The sequence below is a fragment of the Streptomyces sp. NPDC018029 genome, from assembly GCF_044327655.1.
In the GTDB taxonomy this organism is placed as follows: domain Bacteria; phylum Actinomycetota; class Actinomycetes; order Streptomycetales; family Streptomycetaceae; genus Streptomyces.
On sequence record NZ_JBIRFV010000004.1, the window covers coordinates 278,924 to 292,722 of the forward strand.

A 13,799-nucleotide genomic window follows, 5' to 3' on the forward strand; every position below is an offset into this window, starting at 1 on the left:
GCGGTGCTGTCTCGTTGATCACTTATCTGGCCCCTCTGATGGGTCGGTTCGGCTGCAGGCGTCGTGGAGACCTGACTCTGCAGCAGCTGACTTTCTGCGCCACCCGAACAACGCATCGGAACGTATGAAGATGCGTTGGTAGCTCACAAGTCATGCGTGACCAGCTGACATGTACGGGATCTCTGTCTGGTACCAGGCGGCCGCTCGTGCCGAGGGCGGCGTATTCCTTGTGGATCGGCAGGCCACGCTCGCGCAGGAGCTCGGTGAGCACGTGCCTAAACAAGACTGGATTCGGCGTCGACGAGGGTGCCGCGGCTGACCAGGCGTTCCTCCATCTGTGCTTCCGCTGGGTAGAGGTGGAAGGTGCCCTGTGGGTGGGTCGCGGTGGTAGGGCGGGTAAGGCTGCGGAGCACGACGTTGGTCATGGACCAGTGGTTCCAGGCCGTCGCGCTGGCCCCTAGTTTCGTAGTCAGGCACGAGGCATCTGTGCAGCATGAAGGTGCCGAGAGTCTGCTCGACCACCCACCCCTTTCGGCTGAGCCGATGCCGAGGCGAGCGCCATGCTTCACGACGGCCTCCTTGAACCTGGCGTCCGCGCACGTCTACGTCACTGTCGGCGCGGTCGCGGTGACCTTGTTGAGCAGGGCGATGCTGATGATGTTGTCGTGCAGGCTCGCCACGAGCACGTTACGGCGATGACCAGGCCGATTACATAGGTGGCGATACCTCTTCTCTGCCCAGGGCTCTTCTTGCCCGGATCCAGCTCGGTCGTCTCCTTCGGCGCTTCGTGGAGGCCCGCACGCCCTGCGAGTCCAGCACGACGACGGTAGGGTCCCTCACGCCATTTGCGTATCTCCCCGGGCCTACCAGCGCGGCAGACCGTGGTGGATGGTCTCGGCGGCACCGTCGTCGCGCCACACACCACGTATTACGCCGCGCTCTTGGGTGGTAGATAGCGTCACCGGCAGCTGGTCCGAGCCTGGTAAGCAGCGCATCCACGACCTCCCGCAACGCGTACTGGCCCCATGCCCCCTGCCCAAGAGATGCTTCGCTTTCCACGCGGTGGTCACCGGAGAGCCATGAGGGCAGCCGGCCGCACAGAAGACCCAGTCAGTTGGGAGATCCCCACCCAGTAACAGAGCTGGGAACGAAGCTGCCAGTACCCCCGGCGGCTTCGTTCCCACTCTATGCGGGGGCGTACGGCTTAGAGTTATGACCCCCGAGATTTTAGGGTCAGGCCTCTGCCTTTGCCCATTCCCCGCACGATCCCGCAAGTTCATGCCCGTTGTCGATTAGGCAAGCACGCACCAGTACCTCCGTGCCCTCAACTATACTTGCATATTGGGAACTCCAAGTTAGTTGTGATCCTCCAGTATTGTCAAAGTGATCGAGTGGCCTTGACGCGCCGACAATTTTAATGTATCCGCGCACGCCATATCCATCCTTAGAGTTATCTGTAACTCTGAGCCAATCGCCATCGTCGTCGAACCCTGCGAATCCGCTGCACCTTTCTCCCTTATATGTTGCAGTGCATTTGCCGTTTCCGTAACCGGCCCAAGCGGTTCCCGTGACGGGGATCGTCGCTAGAGTCGCCGCTACTCCCATTACTGCGATTCTTGCCCAGTTCTTGCGCAACGCCCTCTTCCTTTCCTTGGTTATGTTTCTGGCGCTGGGAATTTAATCGAACGTGTGCGCATAAGGCAACTGTTCCAATATGCTCACATGCACCTTATTGTGTGGTATGTCGTAGCCGCCTTCAGGGCGCAAGTGGCGGGGATCACACGAAGGCTTCTGGGGGAATGATCTATGCGCGCCCCGATCGCTACTGCCCGATTGGTGGCGCGCCTCGCCAGGGGGCATTGGGTTTTCTGTGGGTGGAACTATTGTAATTCTTGGGTGGAGTATTCGAGATATTCGTGAATCAGGTAAAGGATTGTTTGTGAGGTGCACGCGATGCTGCCCTGAGACCGCAAGGCGAAGTCTTGGGGCCCGTTCCGAAGGAATCGGGCGTGAAGAGGCCGGGCCGCCATGTCACGTCAATTACCCGTACGCCTATTTATGCCTCGAACTACCGCTACATTGTGTGGGGCGAGCCGAAGCGTATTGAAAAGGTCGACGACAATCGGGCGCCGCTGACGGAGTTGAACTAGCAGCCCGTGCCGCTCACACCTACGCGCACTAGGAAGCCCCGGTACCAGTCACCGGTACCGGGGCTCCCTCGTAGACTACTTTCTACGCCGTGGCTCAGTTCTCGTTGCGGTTGTCGCGGTGGGACAGGCCGCCGATGAAGCCGCCTCCTCCGTCTCCTCCGTCTCCTCCGCCGTTGTCGCTGTTGCCGCCGCCCGTCGTGGTCAGATTGACTGCGGTGTCGGGCTTCGCCTTCTCTCCGGCGCCCGGGGTGGACAGGACTACGAGGGCGCCGTCGTCCTGCGGGCCCGTGATGGTTCCGACCGTCAGGCCGGCGTCCTCGATGGCCTTGCGGGCGTCCTTGAGCTTCTGACCCGTGAGGGGCGGAACGGTGGACTCTTCGGCCTTCTTGGCGACCTGGACGGTGACGGTGGAGCCAGGGTCGGCCGAAGTGCCTGCCATAGGCGTGGTCTGAAGGACCTTGCCTTCCTCGATGTCCTCACTGGCCACGTCTTCACGCTTGGGGACCAGGTCGTTGGCCTCAATCTGCTGCTTGGCCTCTTCCCAGGTCTTGCCGACCACGCTGGGGACGACTGACTGCTCCTTCTTCTTGGCGACCTCAAGGGTGATCTTGCTGCCCTTTTGGACCTCGGTTCCGCTGGGCGGGTCCTGGTCAAGGACCTGGCCCGGAGCCTGGGTGGATTCCACGGGCTTAGTGTCGACGACGAACTGGTATTTGTCGTCCTCGAGCTTCGCCCTGGCGTCCTCGATGTCCGAACCGATGACATTCGGAACTCCGATCTTCGGCGTGCCCGTCGAGACGGTCACCGTGATGGTGTCGCCCTTCTTGACATCGGCGTTCACCCCCGGGTCCTGCGAGCAGACCTCACCCTTCGGGTACTTCGCGCACGCCTTGCGGTCGCCGACCTCCAGCTCGAGGCCGACGTTCTTCGCGGACCGCTTCGCCTCGGCCTCGGTCTCGCCGATGAGCTTCGGGGCCTTGATGGTCCCGTCGCCCCCGCCGTCCCCGCCGAACGTGTACTTGCCGATGAGGATCGCGCCGACCAGGACCAGGATGCCGGCGATGACGAGCAGCCACGTCGACGTGTTGCTCTTCTTCTGGCGGCGGCCGCGGCCCTCGTCGTAGCCGTAGCCCCCGTCGTCCGGGTTGACCGGCGGCATCATCGACGTCTGGCCGCCGCCGTTCTGCGGGCGGAGCATCGCGGTCTGCTGGTCGGCCCCATAGCCGTCGGCCCCGCCGTAGCCGACCGCGCCCATGGCGGCGGTGGCCGCGACGGGCTGGCCGTCGAGGCAGGCCTCGATGTCGGCGCGCATCTCGTCGGCCGACTGGTAGCGGTAGTCCGGGTCCTTCGTGAGCGCCTTGAGGACGATCGCGTCCATCTCGGGCGTGATCTCGTTGTCGAAGACGCTCGGGGCCTGCGGCTCTTCCCGCACGTGCTGATAGGCCACGGCGACCGGGGAGTCGCCCACGAAGGGCGGCCGGACCGTGAGCAGCTCGTAGAGGAGACAGCCGGTGGAGTAGAGGTCCGAGCGGGCGTCGACCTGCTCGCCCTTGGCCTGCTCCGGAGAGAGGTACTGCGCCGTGCCGATGACCGCGGCGGTCTGCGTCATCGTCATGCCGGACTCGCCCATGGCGCGGGCGATGCCGAAGTCCATGACCTTGACCTGGCCGTTGCGCGTCAGCATGACGTTCGCCGGCTTGATGTCGCGGTGCACGATGCCGTTGCGGTGCGAGTACTCCAGGGCCTGGAGGATGCCGATCGTCATCTCCATGGCACGCTCGGGCAGCAGCTTGCGGCCGGAGTGCAGGAGCTCGCGCAGGGTGGAACCGTCGACGTACTCCATCACGATGTACGGGATGGAGACCCCGTCCACGTAGTCCTCGCCGGTGTCGTAGACCGCGACGATCGCCGGGTGGTTGAGCGAGGCGGCAGACTGGGCCTCACGGCGGAACCGGGCCTGGAACGACGGGTCGCGGGCGAGGTCGACTCGCAGCGTCTTCACCGCCACGGTGCGACCGAGGCGGGTGTCGTGCGCGAGGTAGACCTCCGCCATCCCACCACGGCCGAGCACCTGGCCCAGCTCGTACCGGCCGCCGAGGCGACGCGGCTCTTCCATAGCTATTCCAGCCCTCTCCGTCGGTCCCGACCGCACCGTTGTGTGGTCCGGCGGTGTGCTGTCCGGGCATACGGTACCCGGCTCCACTTGCGTGACCCGGCCGCGACCGTCACCCGATACCGGACCGGTACCGCAACGTGCACCGATGTGGAGGGGCCGTGACGGGGGTCACTTCTTGCTTTCGATGACTGCCTTCATCACGTCCTTGGCGATGGGCGCCGCGAGGCCACCACCGGAGATGTCTCCGCGGTCGGCGTCGCTGTCCTCGACCACCACGGCGACGGCGACCGGCGAACCGGAGTCCGTCTTCGCGTACGAGATGAACCAGGCGTACGGGTTCTCGCTGTTCGCGACGCCGTGCTGCGCCGTACCCGTCTTGCCTCCGACGGTGACGCCGGGGATCTGCGCCTTGGTTCCGGTGCCCGTCTTGACGACCGTCTCCATCATTTCCTGGAGCTTCTGGGCGTTCTCCTTCGAGAGCGGCTCGCTCATCTCCTTGGGCGAGTGCTTCTCGATGACGTCGAGGTTGCGCGCCTGCAGCTCGCTGACCATGTACGGCTCCATGAGCGTGCCGTCGTTGGCGATCGCAGCGGTGACCATGGCCATCTGCAGGGGCGTCGTGGCGGTCTCGAACTGGCCGATGGAGGACAGCGCGGTCTGCGGCTTGTCCATCTCCTCGGGGAAGTTGGAGGCGTTCGAGCGGACGGGGACGAACTGCTGGGAGTTGAAGCCGAACTTCTTGGCCGTCTCCAGCATCTTGTCCTTGCCGAGATCGGAACCGATCTTGCCGAAGACGGTGTTGCAGGAGATGCGCAGCGCCTCACGCAGCGAGACGTTCTTGCAGGGGATGTTGTTCTCGTTCTTCAGCGGGGTCGTGGTGTTCGGCATGGTCCACGGCAGCGGCGAGTCCGTCTTCTCGTCGATGCTGTTGTACAGGCCGTGCTCCAGGGCGGCCGCCGCCGTGACCACCTTGAAGGTGGAGCCGGGCGGGTAGGTCTCGCGCAGCGCGCGGTTGACCAGCGGCTTGTCCTTGTCCTTGTCGAGGTCGATGAACTTCTGGGCCTCTTCGTTGGTGTTGCCCGCGAAGTCACCCGGGTCGTACGACGGCGTGGAGGCGAGGGCCAGGATCGCGCCCGTCGACGGGTCGATCGCGGCGACGGCGCCCTTGCCGCGGCCCTTCAGGCCGTCGTACGCGGCCTTCTGCGCGGCGGAGTTGAGGGTCGTGACGACATTGCCGCCCTCCTTCTTCTCGCCGGTCAGCATGTCGAGCGTGCGGCGGAAGAAGAGCCGGTCGTCGTTGCCGGTGAGGATGCCGTCGTCGATGCTCTCCAGCTGGCTGGCGCCGATGCGCTGCGAGGAGTAACCGGTGACGGGCGCCCACATGGGCCCGTCCTTCCAGGTGCGCTTGTACTTCAGGTCACTGTCGGGAGTGGCCTTGGAGCCGGTGATGGGCTTGCCGTCGACGATGATGTCGCCGCGCGGCTGGGAGTAGCGCTCGATGGTGACGCGGCGGTTCTTCTCGTGCTTGGCCAGCGAATCGGCCTGGACGTACTGGAGCCAGTTGTCCCGGGCGAGCAGGGCGAGGATGAGCAGCCCGCAGAAGATCGCGATCCGGCGCAGGGGCTTGTTCACGGTCGGACCACCTGGGTCATCTCGGCGTCGGGGTTCGGGGCGGGGGACGGGGCCGGGCGGCGCGCGGTGTCGCTGATCCGGATGAGGATGCCGATCAGGGCCCAGTTGGCGATCACGGACGAACCGCCGTTCGCGAGGAAGGGCATGGTCATACCGGTCAGCGGGATGAGACCCATGACACCGCCGGAGACGACGAAGACCTGGATGGCGAAGGCTCCGGAGAGGCCGATCGCGAGGAGCTTGCCGAACGGGTCGCGGGCGGCGAGCGCCGTGCGGACGCCGCGCTCCACGATCAGGCCGTAGACCAGCAGGATGGCCATGACGCCGGCCAGACCCAGCTCCTCGCCGAAGGTGGCGAGGATGAAGTCGGAGTTGGCGGCGAAGCCGATGAGGTCGGAGTTGCCCTGGCCGAGGCCGGTGCCGAGGACCCCACCGGAGCCGAACGCCATCAGGGACTGGGCGATCTGATCGGTCTGCGCCAGGGTCTCGGGGGCGAACGGGTTCAGCCAGGCGTCCACACGCTGCTGCACGTGCGGCTCGAAGGTGGCCACGCCGACCGCGCCGACCGCGGACATCAGCAGACCGAACACGATCCAGCTGGTGCGCTCCGTGGCGACGTAGAGCATCACGACGAACATGCCGAAGAACAGCAGCGACGTACCGAGGTCGGTCTCGAAGACCAGGATCAGGATGGACATCGCCCAGACGACGACGATCGGGCCGAGGTCGCGTCCGCGCGGCAGGTACAGGCCCATGAAGCGGCGGCTGGCCAGGGCGAGCGCGTCGCGCTTCACCATGAGATAGCCGGCGAAGAAGATGGCGATGACGATCTTCGCGAACTCACCGGGCTGAATGGAGAAGCCGGCGACGCTGATCCAGATCTTGGCGCCGAACACGTTCCGGCCGAGGCCGGGCACGAGCGGCAGGAGCAGCAGGAAGAGCGCGGCGACCATGGAGATGTACGTGTACCGCTGCAGGACGCGGTGGTCCTTGAGCAGCATCAGCACGCCCACGAAGAGCGCGATGCCGATGGCCGAGAACATCAGCTGCTTCGGCGCCGACGGGTTGAACGTGCCCGTGGCGAGCTTGGCCAGGCGCTGCAGCTTCTCGGACTGGTCCAGGCGCCAGATGACGACCAGGCCGAGGCCGTTGAGCAGCGTGCCGAGCGGCAGCAGCAGCGGGTCGGCGTAGGCCGCGAAACGGCGGACCACGATGTGGCCCACCGCGGCGAGGAGCCCGAGCCCGAGGCCGTAGCCGAGCATGCCGGACGGCAGCTTGCCGTCGAGCGCCAGGCCTACGTTGATGTAGGCGAACAGCGGGATGACGACCGCGAACGCGAGCAGCGCGAGCTCGGTGTTGCGCCTGCTCGGCGCTCCGATCGCGCCGATCGTCGACGTATGTGTAGTACTGCTCATGGCGTGCAGAGGCCCCCAACGGCTGCTTACTGCTTACCGCACAGCGGGACCAGCTTCTGCTCATCCTCGGAGAGGCTGGGGCCGGGTGTGGGAGTCGGTGCGGTCTTGGACTTGTTCTTTTCGGTGGTGCTGTTCTGGTCGTTCCGGTCGGTCTCGGTGGGCTGGCCGGGCGTGGTCGGGTCCGGGGTCGGCGCCTTGCGCAGCCCGGTCGTGCCACCGGCTTCACCTTCGCCGGTCTTGGCGTTGTTCTCGCGCTCGACCTCGCGGCGCTCGGCGTCCTTCTTGCAGGCGGAGGCCTGCACGCCGAGCTCCTCGATCTTGCTCTTGGCGGCGTCGAGGTTGTCCTCGGGGATCGTCCCCTCGACCTGCTTGCGCTGGTACGGCGGCAGGTACTTGAGTTCGATCTCGGGGTGGTCCTTCTCGACCTTCGACAGGCTGACCCAGGCCAGGTCCTGGTCGATGCCGCGGTACAGGGCGATGTGCTCGTCCTTCGTGCCCACGTAGTACTGGGTCTGCGTCCAGCGGTAGCCGCCGTACAGACCGCCGCCGATGACGGCGAGCGCAAGCACTCCGTAGAGGGATCTCTTGAGCCACTTGCGGCCGCCGCCGGGCTTCACGAAGTCATCGTCGTCGTACGCCCCGAAGCTGCCCTCGGGGACGTACCCCGTGGTGTCGCCGCTGCCGGGCGGGCCGAAGCCGCCGCCCTGCCCGTGGGGGGCCTGCGGCGGGACCGGGCGGCCGAGCCCGGAGGCCCGGCCCGCGGGGGTCTGCATGGCGCCGTCGTCCTGCGCCTGGAGCTGGTTCTCGGCGACCGCGCCGACGACCACGGGGGTGTCGGACAGCTGGCCCGCGAGGGTGTCACCGCTGTCGATGTCCAGGACGTCGGCGATGATCACGGTGATGTTGTCGGGGCCGCCGCCGCGCAGCGCGAGCTGGATGAGCTCCTGCACGGTCTCCTGCGGGCCCTGGTAGGACGCGAGGGTGTCCTCCATGGTCTGGTGCGAGACGACTCCGGAGAGACCGTCCGAGCAGATCAGATACCGGTCACCGGCGCGGACTTCCCGGATCGACAGGTCGGGCTCGACGTGGTCTCCGCTGCCCAGCGCGCGCATGAGGAGGGACCTCTGCGGGTGGGTGGTGGCCTCTTCCTCGGTGATGCGGCCCTCGTCGACGAGGCGCTGCACCCAGGTGTGGTCCTGGGTGATCTGCGTGAGGACGCCGTCCCGGAGGAGGTACGCGCGCGAGTCGCCGACGTGGACGAGGCCGAGGCGCTGGCCCGTCCACAGGAGGGCGGTCAGGGTGGTCCCCATGCCCTCGAGCTGGGGGTCCTCCTCGACCATCAGGCGCAGCTGGTCGTTGGCCCGCTGCACGGCGGTGCCCAGGGACGTCAGGATGTCCGAGCCCGGCACGTCGTCGTCGAGGGTGACGAGCGTCGAGATGACCTCGGAGCTCGCCACCTCGCCCGCGGCCTGGCCCCCCATGCCGTCGGCGATCGCGAGGAGACGCGGGCCGGCGTAACCGGAGTCCTCGTTCCCCTCCCGGATCATGCCCTTGTGCGATCCGGCGGCGAAGCGCAAAGACAGACTCATGCGCACCTCGCCCGTCGGCTCCGGGTACATCCGCACGGTGCCCACCCTCCGGTCGGGAGCGCGCCGGCGTCCAGTGCCTGGACAGCCGTTCCGGCTCGCTCGCTCCGCTCGCGCTCTGTCATGACGTAGTACTACTTCCGCAGCTCGATGACGGTCTTGCCGATGCGGATCGGCGCGCCCAGCGGAACGGGCGTCGGGGTGGTGAGTCGGGTCCGGTCGAGATACGTGCCGTTGGTGGACCCGAGATCCTCGACGATCCACTGGCCGTCACGGTCCGGGTAGATCCTGGCATGCCTGCTGGAGGCGTAGTCGTCGTCCAGGACGATGGTGGAGTCGTGCGCCCGGCCGAGCGTGATGGTCTGCCCCTGCAGCGCGACCGTCGTCCCGGCGAGGATGCCCTCGGAGACGACGAGCTTGCTGGGGGCGCCGCGCCGCTGGCGGCCTCCACCGCTCTGCTGCTGGCGCTGCTGAGGAGGTGCGGCCTGTTGCTGGCGGGCGGCCTGCTGGGGCCGCTCCCGCCGCGAACCGCGCTGTGTGACGCGCGTTCCGAACAGGTCGCTGCGGATGACCTGGACGGCCACGATCACGAACAGCCACAGAACAGCTAGAAAACCTAGCCGCATGACCGTCAGGGTCAGCTCTGACATTGCCCCCGCTTCACCCTTCGGCTTGCCGGTAAACGATGGTGGTTTGACCCACGACGATCCGCGAGCCGTCGCGGAGCGTAGCGCGGGTGGTGTGCTGCCCGTCTACCACGATGCCGTTGGTAGACCCGAGATCCTGGATCGTCGAGGGCGTTCCGGTCCGGATCTCACAGTGCCGACGGGATACGCCGGGGTCGTCGATCCGCACATCGGCGTCGGTGCTGCGTCCCAGCACCAGCGTCGGGCGGGAGATCTGATGGCGATTGCCGTTGATCTCGATCCAGCGCCGCACCTGGGCGCCCGGAAGTGGTCCGGCACCGGGGCCCGGGGGCCTGCTCGGAGCCGGGGACTGCCCACCGGGGCGGCCCGCGCCCGGCGGTGGGGCGGCAGGCATGGGAGGTGCGCCGCCGGGAGCTCCGGAGGGGGGCTGCGGGTAGCCGTAACCGCCGGCGCCGCCCGCGCCCACACCGCTGCCCGCGCCGCGGCCGGGAGCCGTCGGGCCACCGGGGCCCGCCGAGGCGGGCTCGGGCGCCTGGGAGCTGCTGGAGGCGAGGGTGCGGCTGCGCACGCGGTAGAGGCCGGTGTCGAGGTCCTCGGCCTTCTCCAGGTGGACCTTGATGGGGCCCATGAAGCTGTAGCGCTGCTGCTTCGCGTAGTCGCGGACCATGCCGGAGAGCTCGTCGCCGAGCTGGCCCGAGTACGGACTCAGCCGCTCGAAGTCGGGGGCGCTGAGCTCCACGATGAAGTCATTGGGGACGACGGTCCGCTCGCGGTTCCAGATCGTCGCGTTGTTGTCGCACTCCCGCTGGAGTGCGCCGGCGATCTCGACAGGCTGGACCTCGGACTTGAACACCTTGGCGAAGGTGCCGTTGACCAGACCTTCGAGTCGCTGCTCGAACTTCTTCAGGACTCCCATGGGGCACCTCCTCCGTCGTAGTCATCCTGGTACTGCTTACTGATCGTATCCACGCGCCGGGAAATCGGCTGGTTCCCCCTGTCCGCCCAGTCGACGAGTGTCGCCTCTCACAAGACATGCCCGCGCCGGCGTCCAAGGATCCTCGCAGGACCCCTGACGGGACCCTGATCTGTGGCCCCGGGAACCCCGTACGGGCGGCTGCTCGGGACGTCTGCTCGAGCCTCCTTTTACAACGGATCGTAGAGGGGGCCCAAAGCCAGTGTCCCGCACCTGGCTGTGGACCTCGGCGAGCGCGGCCGGGGCGGGTGAAGACGTGGCCTGGGTGCGGGGCGCGACTGATGCGGCCCGAGGGACGGGTGGGACCCGGCCGGGGCCGGGGGCGAAGCTTCTGAGGCCAGGTGCCCGCCCCGAACGGATGTGAATCCACCCGCTGCAGCGTGCTAATCTTCTGGATGTCGGCAGGCGCTCGCACCACACAGTGAGAGACCCAAAGACAACACCCATGCGCGGGTGGCGGAATAGGCAGACGCGCTGGATTCAGGTTCCAGTGCCCGCAAGGGCGTGGGGGTTCAACTCCCCCCTCGCGCACCACGAGGAAGCGGTCCTGCTCCGGACGAAAGTCCGGAGGAGGACCGCTTCTTTTTTGTGCTTTTGAGGCGTGTGTCGTCGGCGGGGCATGGTGCGGTGATGTATGTCACCGAAGTTATCCACAGGCCCTCACGGCGTTCGGCGAGCGGCGGTACGGTCGAGGCCGGATCTGGGACGGGCCGACAGCCGGCGGGGGCGATGGGCATGGTGGAGCTCGACGGGAAGGTTCCCGGGCAGCGGGAGCGACAGGGGCAGGGGCCTTCGGGGAAGCGCGGGCGGTCGGGGCAGGGGAGCGAGCGGCTGCCGCGGGTGGCGGGGTTCGCCGAGTGGCCCGCGCAGGGGTCGCCGAAGAGGGAAGGCAAGGCGCTCCGCCGGCAGGTGCCGCGCTCCGTGCACGCGGAGTTCGTGGTGGACAGCGGGCGGCCGGATCCCGTGGCGGCCGTGGAGGAGTCCAGCCGCAGCAGGCTCCCCGAGCTCATGCCGATCCGGGTCGGCAGGATGGCCGCCTCACCCTTCGCGTTCCTGCGGGGCTCCGCGGGACTCATGGCGTACGACCTCGCGCGCACCCCGCTGTCCGGTATCGGCGCGCAGATATGCGGCGACGCGCACGCGGCGAACTTCGGGCTCTACGGGGACGCGCGGGGCGGCCTCGTCATCGACCTGAACGACTTCGACGAGACGGTGCACGGCCCCTGGGAGTGGGACCTCAAGCGGCTGGCCGCCTCCCTGGTGCTCGCGGGGCGCGAAGCCGGCGCGGGCGAGGACGTCTGTGAGGAGGCGGCGCTGGACGCCGTCGGGGCCTACCGCCGCACGATGCGGCTCCTCGCCAAGCTCCCCGTCCTCGACGCGTGGAACGCCATCGCGGACGAGGAGCTGGTCTCGCACACGGACGCGCGTGATCTTCTCGGCACCTTGGACCGGGTCTCCGAGAAGGCACGGCAGAACACGAGCGCCCGCTTCGCGGCGAAGGCGACGGAGCCCGTCGAGGGCAGTGACGGTTCCGAGGGGCGGCGCTTCGTCGACGCTCCGCCCGTACTGCGGCGCGTGCCGGACACGGAGGCCGCCTCGGTGGCCGCCTCACTCGAGGAGTATCTGGGCACGCTGACCGAGGACAGGCTGCCGCTGCTCGCGCGGTATGCGATCCAGGACGTGGCGTTCCGCGTCGTCGGCACGGGCAGCGTCGGGCTCCGCTCGTACGTGGTGCTGCTGCTCGACCACCGGGGCGAGCCGCTGGTGCTGCAGGTCAAGGAGGCGAGGCCCTCCGCGCTGCTGCCGCATCTGCCGGTGGCCGGTTTCAAGACCCCGGAGACCCTGCACGAAGGGCACCGGGTGGTGCTCGGACAGAAGCGGATGCAAGTCGTCAGCGACTTCCTGCTCGGGTGGACGACGATCGGCGGACGGCCTTTCCAGGTACGGCAGTTCAGGAACCGCAAGGGCAGCGTGGACCCGGCCGCGCTGGCCGCCGACCAGCTGGACGACTACGGCCGCATGACCGGCGCCCTGCTGGCCCGCGCGCACGCGCACAGTGCGGACCCGCGCCTCATAGCGGGGTACTGCGGCAAGAACGACGAGCTGGACGAGGCGATGGCGCGGTTCGCGACGGCGTACGCGGACCGCACGGAGGCGGATCACGCGCTGCTGGTGCAGGCGGTCAAGGAGGGGCGGCTGGCGGCGGAGGCGGGGGTGTGAGGCGGGCGCGCTCAGGGCTGGGCGGTGCGGGCTTCATGGGCGGGGCGCGCCGTGGCCTACGCTGGACGAGTGACGATCCCGGAAGCCGAGCCGACGCAGCCCGAGACTCCTGATGCTCCCCGAGAGGGAGTGCGGCAGGCGGGCCCTGAAGGGCGGCTCAAGGACCAGCTGAAGGCGCGGCTCAAGGAGCGGGCCGACGCGGGTTCCCGGGAGGGGGCCGCCGGGGAGCAGTCCGCCGCCGGGGAGGGGGCTGCCGCTGAGGAGCGTCCTTCTGTGGAGCGTCCCGAGGAGCGGCTCGAGAGGGCCGTGCGCGCTGCCGAGCAGGCGTTGATCGAGTACGAGATCGCGCTGGAGACCTTCCGCGTGGAGGTGGAGAACTTCTCCCGCCTGCACCATCAGAAGCTCGGCCCCATGTACGCCCGCCTCGACGAGCTCGACGCGCAGATCGCCGAGGCCACCGCCGCCCGCACCGGCGACCCCGAGGACCGGCGCAAGGCGGAGGAGGCGCGGGCCCGGGTGATGCCGATGCCCGGCGTCGAGGAGCTGTTCCACGGCTGGATGGACGGCGAGGGGCTCTACCCCGAGGCCGCCGCGATGCTCACCGATCAGTCGGTGCGGCCGCCGCAGCGGGTGCGTCCCGGCGAGGAGGCCCGCAAGCTCTACCGCGAGCTGGCCCGCAAGGCGCATCCGGACCTGGCGCAGGAGGAGGGCGAGCGGCAGCGGCGCGAGGAGTTCATCACGCGCGTCAACGCCGCCTATGCCCGCGGTGACGAGGCGATGCTGCGGGAGCTGTCCGAGGAGTGGGCCGCGGGCCCGGTGCCCGAGGAGCAGCGGCTCACCCGCAGCGAGGAGCTGTACGCCAGGCTCGAATGGCTGGCCCAGCGCAAGGAACTCCTCTCGGTCCTCGCCAAGGAGCTGGAGGAGAGCGCGATCGGTGGGATGCTGCGGCTCGCTCCCGACGACCCGGACACCCTGCTCGACGAGATCGCCGAGCAGCTGCTCGCCCAGGTCGCCGAGCGTGAGGCGGAGCTGGCACGACTGCGCGACTGACGGCGCTGCC

Annotated in this window: 9 protein-coding genes, 1 tRNA gene and 1 pseudogene; 4 read left to right on the plus strand and 7 right to left on the minus strand. The window is 68.0% G+C overall.

Annotated elements, in window-relative coordinates; genetic code table 11:
* Window positions 1-275 precede the first annotated feature (275 nt).
* Entirely contained in the window at window positions 276-425 is a 150-nt protein-coding gene (locus ACH4D5_RS14155; RefSeq protein ID WP_398301891.1) for a hypothetical protein, read from the minus strand.
* A gap of 1,551 nt (window positions 426-1,976) precedes the next feature.
* Here ACH4D5_RS14155 and ACH4D5_RS14160 point away from each other — a divergent pair.
* Window positions 1,977-2,150 (plus strand): annotated as a pseudogene (locus ACH4D5_RS14160) (class E sortase); the annotation flags it as partial.
* Window positions 2,151-2,244: 94 nt separating this feature from the next.
* Here the strand turns inward: ACH4D5_RS14160 and pknB are convergent.
* The 6 genes from pknB to ACH4D5_RS14190 all read right to left on the minus strand — a co-directional run bounded on the left by pknB (window position 2,245) and on the right by ACH4D5_RS14190 (window position 10,462).
* Window positions 2,245-4,266, minus strand: a complete 2,022-nt coding sequence (pknB, locus tag ACH4D5_RS14165; protein ID WP_398301892.1) for a Stk1 family PASTA domain-containing Ser/Thr kinase — start codon at window positions 4,264-4,266, stop codon at window positions 2,245-2,247.
* 168 nt (window positions 4,267-4,434) lie between these two features.
* Complete coding sequence (locus ACH4D5_RS14170; RefSeq protein WP_398301893.1) at window positions 4,435-5,898, minus strand: peptidoglycan D,D-transpeptidase FtsI family protein; 1,464 nt, start codon at window positions 5,896-5,898, stop codon at window positions 4,435-4,437.
* Window positions 5,895-7,313 (minus strand): FtsW/RodA/SpoVE family cell cycle protein, encoded by a 1,419-nt coding sequence (locus ACH4D5_RS14175; protein WP_398301895.1) that lies wholly within the window; start codon window positions 7,311-7,313, stop codon window positions 5,895-5,897. Before ACH4D5_RS14175 ends, ACH4D5_RS14170 begins: the two co-directional genes overlap by 4 nt.
* 26 nt (window positions 7,314-7,339) lie before the next feature.
* Window positions 7,340-8,902, minus strand: a complete 1,563-nt coding sequence (locus ACH4D5_RS14180; RefSeq protein WP_398301897.1) for a Stp1/IreP family PP2C-type Ser/Thr phosphatase — start codon at window positions 8,900-8,902, stop codon at window positions 7,340-7,342.
* Between the two features lie 131 nt (window positions 8,903-9,033).
* Window positions 9,034-9,549: an FHA domain-containing protein gene (locus tag ACH4D5_RS14185; protein WP_362988186.1), complete on the minus strand. Its 516-nt coding sequence runs from the start codon at window positions 9,547-9,549 to the stop codon at window positions 9,034-9,036.
* Between the two features lie 10 nt (window positions 9,550-9,559).
* The gene (locus ACH4D5_RS14190; protein WP_398301900.1) at window positions 9,560-10,462 is read right to left on the minus strand and encodes an FhaA domain-containing protein; all 903 of its coding nucleotides are present in this window, start codon (window positions 10,460-10,462) and stop codon (window positions 9,560-9,562) included.
* A 504-nt stretch (window positions 10,463-10,966) separates the two neighbouring features.
* Here ACH4D5_RS14190 and ACH4D5_RS14195 point away from each other — a divergent pair.
* From ACH4D5_RS14195 to ACH4D5_RS14205, 3 genes are all read left to right on the plus strand, one after another.
* Window positions 10,967-11,053: transfer RNA gene (locus ACH4D5_RS14195), tRNA-Leu, on the plus strand.
* Window positions 11,054-11,254: 201 nt separating this feature from the next.
* Window positions 11,255-12,739, plus strand: a complete 1,485-nt coding sequence (locus ACH4D5_RS14200) for a DUF2252 domain-containing protein (RefSeq protein WP_398301902.1) — start codon at window positions 11,255-11,257, stop codon at window positions 12,737-12,739.
* 69 nt (window positions 12,740-12,808) lie between these two features.
* Window positions 12,809-13,789 (plus strand): hypothetical protein, encoded by a 981-nt coding sequence (locus ACH4D5_RS14205; RefSeq protein WP_398301904.1) that lies wholly within the window; start codon window positions 12,809-12,811, stop codon window positions 13,787-13,789.
* The last annotated feature ends 10 nt before the right edge of the window (window positions 13,790-13,799 follow it).